This is a genomic window from Acidovorax sp. NO-1, from assembly GCF_000238595.1.
Lineage (GTDB): Bacteria > Pseudomonadota > Gammaproteobacteria > Burkholderiales > Burkholderiaceae_C > Acidovorax.
In genome coordinates this window covers 1-17,781 of record NZ_AGTS01000074.1, presented here as the reverse complement: position 1 = coordinate 17,781, position 17,781 = coordinate 1, and the positions used below count along the sequence as shown (strand labels likewise).

At 58.8% G+C, this 17,781-nt stretch carries 17 protein-coding genes and 1 pseudogene; 9 read left to right on the top strand and 9 right to left on the bottom strand.

What is annotated here, in order from left to right; genetic code table 11:
* Positions 1-66: 66 nt before the first annotated feature.
* The 5 genes and pseudogenes from KYG_RS08625 to KYG_RS25090 form a co-directional block, all read left to right on the top strand.
* A complete protein-coding gene (locus KYG_RS08625; protein ID WP_008904488.1) occupies positions 67-630 on the top strand; it encodes a TRAP transporter small permease in 564 nt (187 codons plus the stop codon).
* Positions 630-1,895, top strand: coding sequence for a TRAP transporter large permease (locus tag KYG_RS08620; protein WP_008904487.1), 1,266 nt, complete (start codon positions 630-632; stop codon positions 1,893-1,895). Before KYG_RS08625 ends, KYG_RS08620 begins: the two co-directional genes overlap by 1 nt.
* A 54-nt stretch (positions 1,896-1,949) precedes the next feature.
* A complete protein-coding gene (locus KYG_RS08615) occupies positions 1,950-2,708 on the top strand; it encodes an SDR family NAD(P)-dependent oxidoreductase (protein ID WP_008904486.1) in 759 nt (252 codons plus the stop codon).
* A gap of 49 nt (positions 2,709-2,757) precedes the next feature.
* Entirely contained in the window at positions 2,758-4,227 is a 1,470-nt protein-coding gene (locus tag KYG_RS08610; RefSeq protein WP_008904485.1) for an aldehyde dehydrogenase family protein, read from the top strand.
* 91 nt (positions 4,228-4,318) lie between these two features.
* Positions 4,319-4,435, top strand: a pseudogene (locus KYG_RS25090) (GNAT family N-acetyltransferase); the annotation flags it as partial.
* Between the two features lie 176 nt (positions 4,436-4,611).
* Here the strand turns inward: KYG_RS25090 and KYG_RS08605 are convergent.
* The 6 genes from KYG_RS08605 to KYG_RS08580 form a co-directional block, all read right to left on the bottom strand.
* A complete protein-coding gene (locus KYG_RS08605) occupies positions 4,612-4,965 on the bottom strand; it encodes a 50S ribosome-binding protein YggL (protein WP_008904484.1) in 354 nt (117 codons plus the stop codon).
* Between the two features lie 112 nt (positions 4,966-5,077).
* Positions 5,078-5,407 (bottom strand): hypothetical protein, encoded by a 330-nt coding sequence (locus KYG_RS08600; protein ID WP_237707232.1) that lies wholly within the window; start codon positions 5,405-5,407, stop codon positions 5,078-5,080.
* A 518-nt stretch (positions 5,408-5,925) separates the two neighbouring features.
* Complete coding sequence (locus tag KYG_RS08595) at positions 5,926-6,507, bottom strand: HAD domain-containing protein (RefSeq protein ID WP_008904481.1); 582 nt, start codon at positions 6,505-6,507, stop codon at positions 5,926-5,928.
* Between the two features lie 32 nt (positions 6,508-6,539).
* On the bottom strand, positions 6,540-6,767 hold the full coding sequence (locus KYG_RS08590) for an antitoxin Xre/MbcA/ParS toxin-binding domain-containing protein (RefSeq protein ID WP_008904480.1): 228 nt from the start codon (positions 6,765-6,767) through the stop codon (positions 6,540-6,542).
* An 8-nt stretch (positions 6,768-6,775) separates the two neighbouring features.
* Entirely contained in the window at positions 6,776-7,459 is a 684-nt protein-coding gene (locus KYG_RS08585; protein WP_050813824.1) for a hypothetical protein, read from the bottom strand.
* Between the two features lie 116 nt (positions 7,460-7,575).
* A complete protein-coding gene (locus KYG_RS08580; RefSeq protein ID WP_008904478.1) occupies positions 7,576-8,709 on the bottom strand; it encodes a hypothetical protein in 1,134 nt (377 codons plus the stop codon).
* A 314-nt stretch (positions 8,710-9,023) separates the two neighbouring features.
* Here KYG_RS08580 and KYG_RS23700 point away from each other — a divergent pair, with 314 nt between their 5' ends.
* The 4 genes from KYG_RS23700 to KYG_RS08565 all read left to right on the top strand — a co-directional run bounded on the left by KYG_RS23700 (position 9,024) and on the right by KYG_RS08565 (position 14,162).
* On the top strand, positions 9,024-9,413 hold the full coding sequence (locus tag KYG_RS23700) for a helix-turn-helix transcriptional regulator (protein WP_008904477.1): 390 nt from the start codon (positions 9,024-9,026) through the stop codon (positions 9,411-9,413).
* A 312-nt stretch (positions 9,414-9,725) separates the two neighbouring features.
* Entirely contained in the window at positions 9,726-10,628 is a 903-nt protein-coding gene (locus tag KYG_RS08575; protein ID WP_008904476.1) for a TnsA endonuclease N-terminal domain-containing protein, read from the top strand.
* Positions 10,619-12,883 (top strand): DDE-type integrase/transposase/recombinase, encoded by a 2,265-nt coding sequence (locus tag KYG_RS08570; RefSeq protein WP_008904475.1) that lies wholly within the window; start codon positions 10,619-10,621, stop codon positions 12,881-12,883. Before KYG_RS08575 ends, KYG_RS08570 begins: the two co-directional genes overlap by 10 nt.
* Positions 12,876-14,162 (top strand): AAA family ATPase, encoded by a 1,287-nt coding sequence (locus tag KYG_RS08565; protein ID WP_050813823.1) that lies wholly within the window; start codon positions 12,876-12,878, stop codon positions 14,160-14,162. Before KYG_RS08570 ends, KYG_RS08565 begins: the two co-directional genes overlap by 8 nt.
* Here KYG_RS08565 and KYG_RS23695 read toward each other — a convergent pair.
* The 3 genes from KYG_RS23695 to KYG_RS08560 all read right to left on the bottom strand — a co-directional run bounded on the left by KYG_RS23695 (position 14,132) and on the right by KYG_RS08560 (position 17,672).
* Positions 14,132-15,514 (bottom strand): TniQ family protein, encoded by a 1,383-nt coding sequence (locus KYG_RS23695; protein WP_085942535.1) that lies wholly within the window; start codon positions 15,512-15,514, stop codon positions 14,132-14,134. The genes KYG_RS08565 and KYG_RS23695 overlap by 31 nt on opposite strands.
* 19 nt (positions 15,515-15,533) lie before the next feature.
* On the bottom strand, positions 15,534-15,863 hold the full coding sequence (locus tag KYG_RS23690; RefSeq protein WP_008904473.1) for a hypothetical protein: 330 nt from the start codon (positions 15,861-15,863) through the stop codon (positions 15,534-15,536).
* A gap of 66 nt (positions 15,864-15,929) precedes the next feature.
* Positions 15,930-17,672: a TnsD family Tn7-like transposition protein gene (locus KYG_RS08560; RefSeq protein ID WP_008904472.1), complete on the bottom strand. Its 1,743-nt coding sequence runs from the start codon at positions 17,670-17,672 to the stop codon at positions 15,930-15,932.
* Between the last annotated feature and the right edge of the window lie 109 nt (positions 17,673-17,781).

Here is a 17,781-nt window from a genome sequence, read left to right as displayed (position 1 = left end):
GCGGTCCTGTCGGATCGCCCGCCCCCTCGCTGAATTGGAGTTCTCGTGGTTCAAGTCATTCACTGCTTGAGCGATGGCATCCTGCGCGTCGAACGCGGCGCCGTGCGCCTGCTGGCATTCGCACTGCCCCTGATGATCATCGCCAATACCATCGGCCGCGCATTTCGCTCTCCCATCTATTTCATGGATGAACTCGCCATCCATTGCATGGTATGGATCGCCATGATCGGGATGTCGCTGACGCTGAAAACCCGTACCGCCGTATCCGTCACGATGCTGGTCGACGCGGTACCGCTTGCGCTGATGAAGAGCATGAAAATCCTCATCGACGTCATCATCCTCACCTTCGCCGGCATCCTGATCTACCTGTGCATCAAATGGTTCGACCCCGTTGCGCTGGCACGCGTCGGTTTCGACTTCCAGGAATTTTCCGGGGAAACCTTCAACTTCATGTACCAGGACACCACCAACACCCTGGGCATGAAGAAATTCTGGTTCTGGTTGATCGTGCCGGTCGCCGCGATGACGACCTTCGTGCATGCGCTCTCGAATCTGTTGAAGACGGCCGCGACGCCTGCCGCGGCCTTGAAGGAATTGAGTGCGTCGTCCGGCGCAAGGGGACTCGACTGATGTCTATCGCAGCTATTTTTGCCGTCCTGCTGGCCTTCGGCGTGCCGATCGCGCTGGTGCTGGCCGCCACCGCCCTGGCGTACATTTACCTCAGCGGCAATACCGTGTTGTACCTGTCGTTTCCCCAGGTGCTGTACGGCAGCATGGAGAACTACGGCCTGATCGCCATTCCGCTGTTCATGCTGGTGGGTGAGCTGATGAACGAAGGCGGCATCACGCGCCGCTTGATCGCACTCGCTTCGGTCTTCATCGGCCACGTGCGCGGCGGGCTGGCCTACATCAACATCGTCGCCAACATGTTCCTGGCATCCATCATCGGCTCGGCCAATGCGCAGACCGCGGTGATGTCCCAGGTGATGGTGCCGGAGATGGTGAGCAAGGGTTATTCGCGCGGCTTCGCCACCGCCACCACCTGTGCCGGCGCGCTGCTGGCGCCGATCATTCCGCCGTCGATGCTGTTCGTGATCTTCGGCGTATTGGCACAGGTGTCGATCGGCGACATGTTCATCGCCGGCATCATCCCCGGCCTGTTGCTGGGCTTTACCTTCATGGCGGTGATTGCACTGCTGGGCATGCGCTATCGCTACCCCGACGGCGAGCGTCTGACCAGGAAGCAAAAGGTGAGCAACGTGCTGTCCGCCATTCCGTCGCTGTCGGTTCCCGCAGTGATGATCGGCGGCATCCTGGGCGGCATCACCACGCCTACGGAAGCGGCCGCAGTAGGCGCGCTGATGTCGATCATCGTCGGCCGCTTCGCGCACGGCGACATCAAGACCGACCGCATGGGCGACATGCTCCTGCGGGTGGCGATCAACACCGGCGTCGTGCTGGTCCTGGTCGCCGCAGCCGGTGTGTTCGGCTGGGTCATCGTGTTTGAAAAGGTGCCGCAACAGATCGCGATCATCCTGCAGCAGATGACTTCCGATCCGTTCATCTTCCTGATGCTGGTGATGGTCCTGCTGCTGGGCGTGGGCTGCGTGCTGGACGGGATCGCCGCGCTGATCCTGCTGGTGCCGATCCTGCTGCCGGTCGCAACGCAAGTGTATGGAATCAATCCGTATCACTTCGGCCTGCTGATCTGCGTGAACCTCACTCTGGGGCTGCTGACGCCTCCAGTCGGAGCTGCGCTCTATGTAGCGTCCAGCGTCACCGGGGCGTCGCCAGGCGAGATTCTCAAGCCGCTGGCACCGTTCCTGATCGCGACCGCGGCAATCCTGGTGCTGCTGGCCTGGCAACCCTATCTGGTCACCGCGCTGATCCAGTAAGCAAACCACGCGCCCACCGTGTGTGGGTGCCACAATCATTCAACGGAGAACACCATGAGCAAATTGAAGGACCGCGTCGCCATCGTCACCGGTGGCGCGCAAGGCATCGGTGCGGCCTATGCACGCGCACTGGCGGCTGAAGGCGCACGCGTGGCGGTGGCCGATATCCTCGACTGCACGCCGGTCGCCAAGGAAATCGAAGCCGCCGGCGGCTGCGCGATGGCGATTACCGTCAACGTCGCCGACGAAGCCTCGACCCGTGCAATGGCGCAGGCCGTGGCCGAACACTTCGGCCGCATCGACATCCTGGTCAACAACGCCGCAGTGTACGCGTCGCTGCAGCTCAAGCCATTCGAGGAAATCGACGTCGCCGAGTGGGACAAGGTGATGGCAGTGAATGTGCGCGGGCCCTTCCTGTGTGCGCGCGCCGTGGTGCCGTTCATGCGTACCCACAAGTACGGCCGCATCGTCAACATTTCCTCCGGCACGCCGTTCAAGGGCACGCCCAACCTGCTGCACTACGTGACGTCGAAGGGCGCGATCCTGGCCCTGACGCGTGCGATCGCGCGCGAAGTCGGCGGCGACGGCATCCTCGTCAACACGCTCGCACCGGGCCTCGTGTTGAGCGAAGGCGTGATCCAGAACGCCGACATGCGCGACAAGCTGACCGGCCCGGTGCTCGCCAGCCGCGCGATCAAGCGCGACCAGATGCCGGAAGACCTGGTCAAGCCGCTGCTGTTCCTGGTGTCCGACGACTGCGCCTTCATGACCGGCGAAACGGTGGTGGTGGACGGCGGTTCGGTCATGCATTGACCGTCCCCGAGATATCCCCTTGCAGCTCAACAATCGGAGAGAGGACAACATGAATGCCACCGCTCAACCCTGGATAGCCGGGCAGTGGGCCGCTGTCGGCGGCCGCGCGGTCGCCGACAGCGTCGACCCCAGCACCGGCAAGGTGCTCGGACAGTTCGCGGACGCCGGAATCGCCACTGCCGAAGCGGCGATCGACGCCGCGCGCATCGCCTTCCTGCGCAGCGACTGGGCGCATGCGCCGCGCTTGCGCGCGGCCGTGATGCTTGAATTCGCCAATCGTGTCGAGCGTCGCGCCGGCGAACTGGCGCTGCTGCTGGCGCAGGAGACCGGCAAGCTGTTGAAGCCGGCGCAGATGGAACTGGCCGGCACCGTGTCGGAGATCCGTTTCTACGCAGGACTGGCGCGCACGATCTTCGGCCGCACCACCGAGGTCGAGCCGGGTACGCTGTCCGTGCTCGCGCGCGAAGCGGCCGGCGTGGCAGGCATCATCGTGCCGTGGAACGCCGCGTCCATCCTGCTGGTGCGCTCGCTGGCGCCCGCGATGGCAGCAGGTTGCACCAGCGTCATCAAGATGGCGCCGCAGGCAGCGCTGTTCCAGACCGAGCTGCTGCGCTGCCTGGTCGAGATTCCGGAGCTGCCGCCCGGCGTCATCAACTTCTACAGCTGCACCAGCAGCCAGCCGAGCGAGGCCCTGGTCACCTCCCCGGATGTCGATGTGATCAGCTTCACCGGCAGCGTGCCGGTCGGCCAGCGCATCATGGCCAGCGCGGCATCGACGCTCAAGCGCTTGAACCTGGAGCTGGGCGGCAAGGCGCCGGGCATCGTGTTCGCGGATGCAGACCCGGCCGCCATCGCACCGCAGCTGGTCGCCGCCGCCACCATCGCCGCCGGACAGCAGTGCACGGCGCTCGACCGGGTCCTGGTGCACGAGTCGCTGCTGGAGCCGCTGCGCGACGCCCTGGCCGCGCACATGCGCAGCATCGCGGTCGGCCCGGCCACCGAGGCCGGAAGCCAGATGGGGCCGTTGATCGACGTCGCCAACCGCGACCGCATCGACCGCCTGGTGGACGAGGCGCGGCACTACGGCGAAGTCATCGTGCGCGGCGAAGTGCTCGGCGGGCGCCTGGCGGGCGGCGCCTTCATCGGCCCCAGCCTGGTCCAGGTCGGCGCGCTCGACTCGCCAATCGTGCAGGAGGAATTCTTCGGGCCGGTGCTCAACCTGGAAAGCTTCCGTGACGAAGCCGAAGCGGTCGCGCGCGCCAACGCCACCCGCTTCGGGCTGTCGGCCAGCGTGTGGACGCACGACGGCGCGCGTGCGCGCCGCGTTGCCCGCGCGCTGCGCAGCGGCACGGTGTGGATCAACACCCACAACAAGCTGCTGCCCGAAGCGGAAACCGGCGGCTTCGGTGCTAGCGGCTATGGCCGCCTGCACGGGGCCGAAGCGATGCTGGAGTTCTTAGAGACGAAGCACGTGTATGAAGACATCGGACGTGTGAAGCCGCGCACGGAACCGACGTGAAGTCGGATTGGTAACCCCTGAGTGAACTTGCGGCGAATCCCCAAGTTGCTGCAAAGTAAGCGTCGCCTCAACACCCTCTTGACGAGGAGGGATGGTTGATGCCAAAGACAATGCGGCGGCAAGTTTCTACCGGCATCATGACTTCATCGCTCTGCCCAACTCATCGAGAACCCTGTTCTTGCCGCTGGCGACCGTCCAACCTGTTTAAAGTGCGCCGCTGAGCACCTACGGGCGGGAGTCGGACACGCATGCTGGACCGTGGCCCACGCGAACGTCGTGCGACCCCGATGTATTCACCCCAAGATACTTGAATGACCCATGCTTCACTCCTGGGTTTGGTCGTTCAGAGGTGTCCCCTGAAGTTCGAGGTCGAAGAGCGGGCGCTCAAGACGCCTCGTTGTACCAGGCATCTCGCAGAGGGCCGACCTTGATCTCAGCGAGATCCGGCCATCGCCCGAGCCAGCTCTCGAAGGCGGCGCGATCAGCGTCCGTGACGCTCCCGCGACGCGCGACCACGAAACCGCAATTGCCCCCTCCGCCCAGACTCAGCGCTCGGGGTACAACGAGGTCCTCGAGCAACTGATCGATGAACCGATCCTGCACATCGATCGACGGTGCCACGCGCCAAGTCAGCTCGTAGTCGAATCCCAGCACTTGGAACTCGCCGATGTGCAGCTTCTTGCGAAGGCGCCGGGAGCGAGATCGTTTAGGTGGTGGCAGCACGAGTAGGTCAGTCATGGGTATTTCATGTGGGGGGGGATAGGCCGTACGTTGTGGCGGGATGTCGCACGACAGGTATAGCCCGGGCTCAATCAACCGAAAAGAAATCGGACACTTCTCCTTGGCGATTTCAGACGCCATCGGGTTGGTCGGATTGAAAGGCGCCATCACCCACCGCCCACTGCAGCTCATCCACCACCCTGCGCATGATCCACACACACTGCGCATCGGTGCACCATTGCTTGGCCAGCAAGCCTTTCAGCGCAGCCTTGACCGTCGTCTCTTGATTGCCTTCGTAGGTCGCCAGCTTCCTCTGGCAGTACGGGACCATCTGCGACACCAGGTCGTCACACATCTGGAAGACCGCCAGAACTTCGCACGGCGACGTGCCCGGCGCATAGAACCTGCCACCTTCCTCGACCAGGTTCATCTTGGGCTGGGCGCCAGAAACAGCTGACACGGTTGCTGTCACAGGGAAGTCTTCTGGCACCCCTGGATAGTTGGTTCGGTCCATCGTCATATCGGCTCCATATTGAATGTTGCACCCTCTAAGATCCCAAATCCCACGTCGAGCTGCTGCAGGGCATGCTCTCTTCAGGGGACTGTTGGCCCTTTGGGGCGGCGCCAGCCGATTGGTTTGTGCCCCCTGGCCAACGGAGCAAAGCCGTTGCGCCGCACTCGCCCAGAGAACAGCCGCCCCTTCCACACTGGCCCCGGCTTCTTGCTGATGACGAACCCTTTTGACTTGCCTCGGGCGGCGACACTCTTGATGATGGAGAAGTACACCCGGGTTCCGACCTTCCAGTCCATCTCCTTCGGCAAAGCGAATCGGTAGTGGCGATCTATGACGGTCGTTCCAGTGGGTTCACCGCGGCGTTTGACGGCTCTTTGATTCAGAGGCATATCTGTCCTTGTGTGATTTTCCGAATGCTTCGTCAGCAAGATGGGGCAGAGAGCATGGGCAGTCTCACACGGAGATCACCCAGGGGTGAACGGGGTGGAATGGCAGCGTTGTAGCTGTTCTTCGAGCTCACACTGGACACTGGGATCGGACAGACCCTTCGTTCCATGGTAGGCGATCAGGTGGTGCCGATACGCCTCTGGCCAGTCTTCGAGGTCGTCATCGAGCCCGATCCAGTGGCGCGGCGTTCTGCGCTGGGCGTCCTGCTGGATTTGTACTCCCCGGGGTGTTCCACGAAACATGGATTGATTCCAGGGATCCACGCCATGTACCCCCTTGTGGTATGTCCCGCCTATGAAGCGGGAGCGCAAGGATGTCGGAAGGCGTTTAAGCGTGGCGCTGTACCCGGGACGAATGCACCAGGTGCTACTGAGCACCAGGACCACTGCCGGGTAGGGCTCCAGCGCTTGCTCCAGGATGGGAGGCCACTCGAACAAGGTGCGTCCTGGAGCTTCGTATGGGCTCATGTAGATGCCTTTGCCGGTATGCCAGAGCACCTTCTCGTGGTGGACCACCCCATCGTGGTCCAGGTAGAGGACTACTTCCCCGCTGCGGGGCGTGGATGCCGGAACGCAGGGGGGATTGTGCTCGGGGGGCATGACTGGTTCGCCGAATGGAAAGGCGCCCGTGCTTAAGAGAATGTGCCGGACTGGGCATTCAGTAGCACGCCGCGCAGCAGGTCCAGGCCAGCGGGCTCTTTCAAGACATCCAGGGGGCGCCTGCCGCCGAGTGCGGGGACGGCGCTCACCAACCAGTGGTCGAGCCAGGCCCGCGCATCAAAGCCCTGCGGGTTACCTGACTCATCAACCATGCGTTGCACGAGCGCGGTGAGGGAGGTGATGTCTTCGTTGGAAGTCATGAACCACCTCAACGCTTGCCCGCAAGCGGGGCTATATCGGCATTGAAGGAGGTGGGGGCGATTCTTTGATCGTGCAGCCAGGATGCCTTGTCGTACACAAAGCCCGCAAACTCATTGTTCAGAGTGGTTTTCCGCAGGATGAGTTGGCGCGCGAAGTGTGCCAAGTGTGCAACTTCCCGTTCGTTTCGAACTTCCAGCGGCGCCACCAGGCTCACCCCCATGGCCCAGCTCAGGCGCTGCCATTTCCAGGACGGGCGAACCTCCAGGTCAATGCCTTCCTGGCACAGTCGCTTCTCGATTTCCAAGAGTTTGGCGTAGTAGTCTCGCTGCGCCTCTGAGGGCTCGCGACTGGTGTAGCTACTGAGCTTCTTGCGCCTGCCGGTTTTTCCAACCTTCTTGTAGTTCTTGGTGCCACCTTCAAAGAGCCAGCGATCATGGGGATCGTCTCCAGCCTCTTCCCAGGCCTGCGACTCGATTTGCTCCCAGTAGACATGCCGAGGGTGTCGCCACCAGACGATGATGCGTCGTCCATTGAGGATGAAGCCCACATCGTCCCACCACGACAGGCTTGTCTCCGTCATATTCCAATAGGCATGGGGGATGAAAAGGCCGCCTTCCGACAGGCGCCAGGGGTGCATGCGGTGGTACTCCCGCATCCGCCTTCCCAGTGATTCATAGTGTGGACTTTTCATGTGCGGGCATTTGTTCCTGGCGGTCGTGAACGCTCTGAACGTCGGTCCTCAGTAGCTGCGTTCACGGGAAAACCTACTTTCGGACAGATACCAATATCTGACGCAGCTTGCGCGTTTCAATTCTTTTTCACAATGATGGGATGCGCTGCTTCACAGCCCATGATCGCAGCGCTCACCATCGCAGGCGAGACGCCAAGATCCGACAAAAAGGCTTCGTACGTTGACCTCGCACAGACGAGCTTTTCATAAGACCCCGGGGTCCACGCAAACCGCCCCAATTCATGGGCACGGGAAAGAAATTGGAGCAAATCTTCAGCGTCGCCATCTCTATAGAAGAGTGACTCCAGCGCATCCAAGTAGATCGCTTCTGGCTCTACGTGATGGACAAATATTTCATATCGATTCGCCCATGCAAATGCGTGCAGAGCGAGCGTTGCACTTGATAAATCAAGACTCCATGCCTCCAATCTATCCGCGCGAAGAAATTCTGTGTCGGCCGCAAGTCCAAAAAGTATCCGATGCACCTGGCTCGCAGAAAGGTCTCTCAGATCCGACAGGGTCTCTGCATCAGGCCTCGGCGGCTTATCCATCCACGCGTCAAACGCTGGTGGGGAGAAACTATCCAAAACGCGCCTCATCTCGACGCGCTCGCTATCACTTGAGATATCCCAACTTAGCTTCAGATCCGAGGAGAAAGTTGAATAGATCCGGCCCGCACGTGGACTCCAGAGCAAGTGAAGAAGCTCCATGAGCCGCTCGGCGGCAATGGCCTTCAAAGTTTCCCAGTCCACAGAGCCGTTGCCGACAGCTAGCGCGGCCACATCGACGGCGTCAAAGTGCAAGTGCAAGTTGGTGATCGGGATGTATTCGCGGGCTCTTTGCCGTAAGGCGGATTCTGGCGACTTGCTCTGCGTCGGCTTTAGAAGTTGGCGGACCAGCCCGCCGACCATTAGCTCTTGATAGAAGTTCCGCCGCTTTGTCCCCAGGTTTGGCAACTCAGCGGCGCATTGATCCAAGCAGGCGATTGCATCAGAGCGTGCTCGCGGCGGCTCTGGGTGAAACCAGTTTTGCCACGTGCGAGGATCCAAAGTACTCGTTTCTAACAACCGTTCGATCTCGTTCATCACAAGCCGGGTTTGGGGCTCACCGGGGCAATGGTTATTGCCAAGCAGCACCTTCTTGAAATGGTTTATTCCCGCACGCTGCCGCATCAACTGCGCCACAGGGATCTCGGGGGTATGGTCAAGCATCAGCCAATATGTGAGGGGGGAGCAGAACCCCGAGAGGTCAACCGCGCGCGAACCTCAAGGGACTCATGTATCAAATGACGCGAATCAAAAACTGTCAACACAATTCACGCAGCTGGATTTCATGGGAAATTGCATAGCGGCTTTGTCAGCTATCAGGTAGCTTTACGCACCGCGTCATGCAACTATGACGCAACTACCACAGTCTTTTTCTGCCAGAAATTGCTGTCGACTTTTCATGGACCACTGGTGCTTTTGCTGGTCGTTTTGACGGTCGCGTTTCGCCAGAGCCATGAGACAGAGACACTCGGCACCCCATGACCCCTGGCAACGCATCCATCACTTTCGGAGCGCTACTTTTTCAGTTGCGGGAAAGAGCCTTTGTGAGCCAGCGGCGACTAGCCGCCACGGTTGGCTTGCCGGCTTCGATGGTCAGTGAAATAGAGAACGGTCGACGTCCCCCGCCACCTGACAAGTACGTGCTCAGCATCGGGCGAGCCCTGAAAGCGTCATCCAGTGAACAAGCCACCCTATCTGACTTGGCGGCGCGGGAAAGGCAGTCGCTAGGTTTGAAGATAGGCAAGACAACACCAAAGCATGTGGCCTCTCTCCTCAGAGACATCGCCTGCATGAGCCATCAACTTTCGCCCACGCAGGCGAACAACATCAGGGCACAGCTCCTGCAAGGAGGCATAGCGATGAAATAAGAAACGGCAGGACCCCTTTTCAGAAGCCCCGCCGTCGAGGGAGCTCAGACCGAAGTCTTCGCGGTTCGCAACGCTAGATTAACCGATCTGACCCCTGGGTGGTGGATTTGTTCGCGCCTGTCAGGCGAACAACCTAAAGGTCAGATTCATGCAAACAATCACCAATCGCCGTGAGGCATTGGCGCGTCCGTGCAAAGCCTCCAGAGGTGCGCCAAATCAGCGGAATAGGCCCGACAACGGTGTGGCCAAGCGTCCGCATACAGCGCTGGTGCCCAATTTCTGCGTCGCCTCCCCCAAACTGGAGGCGACGCCATGAGGACGGAAAAACGCTTCACGCCTAAAGTCCTCGAACGCTTTCAGAGAGAAGGCCGAGGTACCGGTACTTACACAGACTACGTCCCCTGGCACAGAGTTTCGCGCGGCGATCCTTCCAGCAAGGGACGCTCCCACCTCATCGTCTGGATGGATCGACAGCGGGAGCTTCTGTCTGACCAGGAATGGGGGGGCTTGAACTTCGCTGGCCTGGTTCCAGGCTTGATCGATCTTGCTGAGCAGTTTCCGATCAGCCAGGACTCCGCCTCGCATGATCTCTCTCGGTGGCAAATCGGCTGTGGCGTTACGCAATTCCCCGGAACATTAGAGATCGCCGGGAATCTGGGTATCAAGCACCCTGCGCTGAAAGACGGCGACGAAACCCATGTATGGAACAGCACAACAGATTTGCTGCTCGTCATACGCAATCAAAGCGGCAGTCTGATGCTGCTTGCTGTTTCGTGCAAACCGACCAGCACTCTCACAAAACGGGCCAAAGAGTTGCTCCGCCTGGAGAAAACCTATTGGAATCTCCGGGGCGTGGAGTGGATCCTCATCACGCCCGAACAGTACGAAAAGAGTGTTGGTCTTACCCTGCGCAGAAGCTCACCTTGGGGCTTCGATGAGCCAGCAAACATTTCAGAAATCCAGCTGGCTTGCAGAGTGGTGCGCTCGGCTCCCTGGCTTGCCTTCTCTGACATCGTCCAGCACCTGACTGACCTCTTGGGAGGAGAAACGCACCGTCATCAAGCGCAGCGGGCACTTTGGCAATCGATCTGGCGCGGTCTACTACCTGTGGATTTGCGACGCGGCTGGAGGCCTCACCACCCCCTGAGCTTGATTTCGCAGAAAGAGTTCGTGTCCCTCAACCCAATTCTGGCGCGGAGGTCGGCATGCATCTGATGCACAACCAAGCGTTCAAGTTGACCACGGAGGCGCTGGGATTACCCGAAGGCATCTTTCGGATCATCGTGGATGATTCCTCCACAGACACCACCTATTGCGTTCTGATCAAGCAAGATTCCCCGCAGACAAAGGTTCGAGGAGGTAGACCCCGCATTGAAGACCAGAAACTGAAGCGAAAAAAAAGAGTCCACCAGAAATCGTTGGTCGGTACCCTGCACGCAGTTTGTCGAAAAGACCTTATTGAACTCTTGGATTCGCACGAGCTGATCTCCATAAGCCTTGAGCTTCCCGGTCTGTACTACACACCGATTGATCAACCAAGCGCGCAAAGTGCTTTCGACAAGCGCTGCAGGGTGATGGAGCAGTTCCTTGACAACGAGAAACTCAAGGAATCCGTTCAGATCCACGGAAATCTGGGTCACCTAGTGAGCGAGACGGCTCAACAACACAAAGTCAGCAAGTCGTACGTCTACAAACTCTGGTCCATTCTGTGCGCGTTTGGTCTCACCAAAACAAGTCTCCGCACCCGCTGGGACAAGTGCGGCGCCCCCGGGAAACGACGCGATCTGTCAGCAAGCAGCACCAGAAAGAAGGCTGGGAGAAAGACATTTTCTCAGCGACTCTCGAAACTGCTCTACGGATGCTGGGGTGAACCTGTTCAGCCAGGGATGAGCACGGTCTGGCGCGCAAAAATAATGATGGCAGACAAAGGCATTGCAACGCCAAAGCCGTCGATGCCGGAGCGCCATAAACGCATCATCGCCAGCCAGTTCACCACGGCGATGCGCTATGACGACAACGGGAACATTGTCGCAATCGATCTTGAAAAAGGCCAGTACCCCAACTACCAACAGGTGAAGCGGGTTCTGACGGAAGACATCGAGGAGATCTACCGAATCCGCGAAAAAACCAGCAGCGGTCATTTCGAACGTGCGCTCCGCGGCTTGTCGGGCTACAGCTGGGAGGGATCTGAAGGCCCCGGGCTGATGTACGCCATCGACTCAACCATCGGGGACGTGTACTTGCGATCGTCTATTGATCCCAACTGGATCATCGGTCGCCCCATCGTGTATGTCATCGTGGACGTCTTCTCCACGGCTGTGGTGGGTTTTTATGTCTGTCTTACAGGGCCTAGTTGGGACACCGCGCAAGTCGCTATTTTCAACACAGTCGCATCGTCCAACCTGATGAGCGATCTGTGGGGTCACGACATGCGCCAGTCGCTGTTCCCGGCCCCTACCCTGCCAGCAAGACTGCTCTGCGATCGCGGCGAGTACCTGTCCAAGCGGGCAAAGGCCACGGGCATGAAACTGCTCACCACTCTCAGCTACACCGCGCCCTTCCGTCCCGATCTGAAGGGCGTGGTGGAGGTCATGCACCGCATCATGAAGAACGTGCAGTACCACTTCATTCCAGGCGCGATGGATGCGAGAAGGAAGGAATACGACTTGCGCCGATCTAACCCAGCGGCTGCGACGATGTCCGTCCGTCGCTACATGCAGTTTCTCCACGAGTGCTTCTACATCTACAATCTGACTGCAGACCGACGCAAGCGCTTGGATGCACACATGATCGCGCAGGGAGTGTTCCCTAGCCCAGCAGGGCTGTGGCGTTGGGGGCATGCCATGGGCATTGGCTTCTCTCGCGCACAGTCGCCCGCGGAGTTAATCACACAACTGCTCCCCACGGGCGATGCACGCGTCACGCGAAACGGTGTCGTCTTCCGCACGAATCGCTATAGCGCGCCGGTCGTAGAAGCTAAGCAATGGACAACTCGCGCACGATCAGTCCGGGGCAGTTGGGAAATCCCGGCGCAGTACTACCCAGGCTCAGTTTCACGCATCTGGACTCCGTACGAAAGCGGAAATGGTCTGGTTGATCTCACGATCTCAGACCATTCTCGGGCTGCTCCGGAGCTGACCCATGACGAGGTGGTTGACGCTTTTGCGTTCCAGAAGCTCAAGGCTGCTGACGTTGAACATCAGCGCGTTAAAGATGCGGTGCTTGGCTATCACCGCATGGAGCTTATCCGCCAACAGGCCATTGAGGAGACACGCGCTGCCCGTCAACGTGCACGTGGACTCACGCCAACGATCCGTGAAGCTCGCGCAATCGAAAACGAGTTCGCCGGTCAATTGATGGTAGGCGAAGTCCGAGGTGCTGCCAAGACACGAGCTGAGTCCAAAACCAACTATGACGCGATGATGGGTGATCTTTTCCAAGCCATGGATGCGGAGGTCATGCATGACTAAGCGTGCTTCTGAATCCGCCACCGTGCACGATCCATACGCAGGGAATTCGCTCATCGCCCAGCTTGGACCGATACGTTCACGCCCTGAAACACTCAAGGCATTGGTCGAGTTTCCGCCTCGCCCCCCCAAAGACATCGCGTCTATTCCGCGCCACGTCCGCCTACACATGCTGATGAGTGTGCGCGATCTGCACGTCCCCAGCGTGGAGGAACTGCAGTTGTACGAGACGATGGACATGATGATCCGGCAGAACTACCACCATCTGCAACCCTCGTCATCCAGTACATGGAGCATGATCAGCGGCGAGGAGGCCCGCTATAGGCCTCCTGTAACGGCGCCAACCTACGGAGCCGCAGTTGTAGGGGTTTCCGGCTCGGGCAAGACACAAGCGATTCGCAGATGCCTTTCCACATTCCCTCAAACTATCCAGCACACTTCATTTTTCCGGATGGTCAATGGCTTGCAGCAGGTGGTCTGGCTCTCGCTGGATGTTCCTGCGGGTGGCAAGGCCACCGATCTCGCAGCGGCGCTGATGACGGCATGGAAAAAGGCAACAGGCAGTACCCGTTTTGACAAGACACTGGCTGGCGAATGGCGCAATGGACCACAAATGCTGGATGAATGGCGTCAGGTTGCTTCCAGCCATTTTCTGGGTCTTCTGCACCTGGATGAGATTCAGAACCTGTTCAAGCTTCCTCCACTCAAGTCCAGAAGCAAGAGAAAACCGGGTGAACCACAGCCGGAGCTGCGCATCATTGACGATCAGTCCCTCAAGTGGATTCTGACGGCGTTGAACGAATGGCAGATACCGTTGCTGGTCTCAGGTACGCCGGACGGCTTCGGTGCACTGACCAAGCGTTTGAGCAATACGGAACGCATCGTCACCTCTGGGTACCACGCCTTCAAGCACTTCTGGGGAGATCATGATGCGGCGTTCCGTCAGCACTTTCTGCCAAGACTCGGCCACTACCAGTACGTCGCTCGCCCAATAGCTATCAATGAAGAATTGGGTGATCTCGTCCTAGAAAAAACTGCTGGCGTTCAACGTTTGATCATTGCACTTTGGATTGCCGCGCACCGGGTGGCGTTCGAGCGCAATGATGACGATCTTCGCCTTGGTGACTTCAAGGTGGCTGCAGACACCTATCTGGCCCCCGTGGCTCAGGCCGTTGCTGCGTTGCACAGCAATGACCCAGGACGGCTGTCAATGTACGAAGACCTTTCTCCGCAGGACCACAGTTTTTGGGCTCAGTTTTGGAGCAACATTTCGCGCAATTGAGGGGTCGCCAGCACAGCCCCTTGCTCTTGGTTTGAAGGAAGTCGACCTTTGACCCGACGCGCTCTTGGCCGGTCCTTTGTTTTAGGACTCATCCGGTCAAGAGCAAGCGCAAGTGCTGGTCCACATTGACGCATCAGTGCATCAAAACGTCCTGGGCTTAGGCCGGAGATTTCCAAACATGACGCATAGGAGCGCTTACCCAGGTAGAAAGCTCTCAAGGCAGCGACAGGACCGACCTCGGATGCGGGAGTCCATTCAGGAAGGCTCGGAAGACCCAATTCCAAAAGGCTCTTACGAACCACGTAAACGGGCAGATCAAGAAGTCGGGCGACCTCAGCATGCACGCCCTTCGCGATTGCGTAACCTTCAACAAGCTCATCTATTGCAGGAACACTGCGCTTGATGGGCTTTCGATGAGGGGCAGGTACCACGCCACCGCCATAGACGCCCGCCAATGCATTGATGGCTGTATCCGCGCTCTCGAACAAGACAGACAACACCAACAAGTAGGCAATCACAGACGACGCCGATTTGCGCAGATATAGCGTCCCATCTACCTGATGAAGATATTCACCCTGTGATTTTTCAACTACTTCGTGAAACACAGTGCTTAACCACTGGGGTGGAAACACAGCTTTCATGTGGTCGCTGATCAACGCTCCTTGCTTAGATGAGGCGTTGACCTTGAAGCCTTGCGCACTTCCTGTATCCCTGAGCAAGGGAGCGATGAGCGCGACATCCAGTGGACTTGGCCGATCGTACAAAGAAGCAGCTAGCTCAATGAATCGAGCAACATAAGCATTTTTGATAGCAGGCTTTACCCACTCCTGCGGAATCTGTGCGGCCTCATCAATAGACATCGCTGGGGATGCCAGAAAGGGGTCATCAGATGTGATGAAGTACAAAGGTGTTTCGTGCTTGGGGCACCAGATTTGACCTGGGGTCTGCAGATCTCGCCGCCAGTAGCTCGCTCCATGAAAGTGGACATCTGCCTTGACACATTCCTTGCAGAAGAACGCTGGTTGGCCTTTACGCAGGCTCGCGCTGTTGTGCAGCAGGGACTTTCTTTCCTTGCTCCCATGGATGAGGCTGGGAACATAGGATGTGATTCCCCTGCGCAAGGGCAGCGTGGTGTGCCGTTGCGCAAAGTGCTCCGTCGTCATCCCTGCCATCCTGCTGAGAAGCTCGTGCGTTGTCAGGTCGCGGCGTGACCGTCCTTCCTCACCAAAATGCGCAGCCATCGCCTCCACCGCGTCCTTCGGAGTGCGGTATCCGTTGACCCGCATGATCCGCCCCAAGTAGCCACGGTCCATCTCTTCTGGAAATGGCGCAGGCTGCACAAGCATGTTCATCAGCTGTCTCCGTTTCAGATCAAGCGGGTTTGAGAATCGCCAGGGACCGAATCACGGCAGCCAATGCCTTGGCATGTGACGCAGAGCCATCCCAAGTGGCCTGAAGGGCCTCAATCAGCTCTCGATTGCTGCGAACGGTATCGGCGCTGACACCACCCTCGAAGCGCTCCACAAAAAGGCATACCTCTTCAAACAAACGTGAGGCTCTGACGCCTTCTCCCTTGAGGATGCGGCTGACCTGAGGTTGACTGGCCCCTACGTGGGCGGCAATGTCCGCTTGGGCTATTCCATGGGCCAAACAAATACGACGAGCGTTTGCTGCGCGTGCTCTGATTTCCGATTCAATCATGCATAAAGCATAACTCATTGCATATATGCATATCAAGAGCGAAGCGACATAGACAAAGGATGGGTCTCAGCGAAAAAGATCTTGGGACGGTAGATGGGCACTCAGAGCTGCCTTGATGGCTTCAAGAGTGCGCGGCAATCGGGGCAATTGGGCCTGCTTTGCCCGCAGGTCAGGTATTTGCTGGCACAACTGCCAGAGGTGTATGCGCGAGACGCCCTGCTCCTCCATCAGGCGCAATGCTGCTTCACGAACCAGGATGCATAGTCGCTCATCTCGAGCTACCCAATCCACTGAGGGCGGCCGGGAGCGCTGGGATTCAGGAAGTGGATCCGGTTTGTGAGTGTCCAACCAGGCGCGGTCATTTCGATAGAGCCACGCATAGGTGCGTGGATCCATGCTGCGCATCCACTTGACCCCAAGATTTCCTGAGGACTGCAACAGTTCAAGCCAAAGATTTCGAGCATGGGTCCTCGCTTTTTCCCTTCGCGCTTCAGACCAGTCAGCATGCAGCTTTTCCTCACTGAGCAGCAAACGGGTGACGGTCCCGACAGAGACTCCGGCTCGAGATGCCACTTGTTCTTTGTCAGCCCCTTTGCGTAGCTCCCGGATGGCTTTAGCACGCACATCTGTGGACAGCTTCTGTGGTCGACGTGAAATCGCTATCCCTGCCTTTGCAGCCCAGATGAGCGCTGTTTGCGGGTCAACTCCAGCAAGGCTCGCTGCCTTGCGCACCGATTGCCCCGCTTCCTGAATGAGACGATGCAGGTGGGTCATTCGCGGGTCAATGACGGGGAATCCAGGCAACTCTGTGTTTGGGACTGTTGATTGGGTGTGAACACCCTTGGATTTCATTGCGAGATCGAACCGTTGTGCAGTGCCGAATAGCCAATGGATAAGGAGCAGGTGCCTGAGGGGATGGGTTCCCGAGCGAGGAGGCCTCAGCAATCGACCCAATTGCGTCGCCATCGCTTCCTCGTCTTGGGCGAGCGACGCAAACTCCGGAATGCGTCTGAGTGGCTCGCAGTAGCTGAGGAAGGCTGTCGCGATCTGTCCAGTGCGCAAGCTTGCGGCACCAGCAACCCATCCACGCGCCCGAAATTCTTCGCGGTAGACCTCGTACAGATCTCTCAACAGCAGTGGCTGGAATGCTCCTGATTGAACAAGATGTTCAATGAGCTCTGCAAGGCTCAACAACAAAGAGCACGAAGCTGTTTCGGGGGACTTCGCGCTTGCGGAATGCAAGTCAGCCAAGCGCGGCAAGTGCCATTGGAAGCGCTCGACTCCATTGGCTTTAAGGGCTGATTGAAGCAACGGCTGCTGGTGTGCCGTACAGATCCACATACCCGGGAACTGGTGCTTCAAATGCCAATAGGCCCATCCAGTCTCGCGGAGGTCTTGCTCCATACATTGCGGGCAGGCCTTGAGGGGATGGTTGGCGCGAAACCGGCTTGTTAGGATACCCAGGCGCAGCTTCAGATGGGCCACACTGGCACCAGACATACATGCGACGGCGTTGGCAGTCTCGTTTGGCGGGGCGAAGGCCGCGTAGAAATTGAGCAATGTCCGCTCTCTCGCAATGGAATCGACCTCACCCAGCAATGCATCCGTGCGCTGCGCGAAGGCACCAAGACTGTTGGGTAAATCATGGTGGACACCAGCACGTGCGCTGCCGAACATCAGTTGGCAGGTTTGCGCAGATGTGACATGCCCCCAAAGCTGGTGATGACGGCTAACCAGACTGAAGAATGTCTCGTCAGGCAGCCAGGACAGGAGCTGGTACTCGGGGAAGAGTTTGTCCGTTTCTGGCATCGCGGTAGGCTATGCCGAAGGAGGTCGCTGCGCAAGGTGTCCTGACTTGCCGGATTCCGAATCATCGCTGCTGGTCACCGAGGTTGAAGGATCGGCTCGGTGTCTGCAA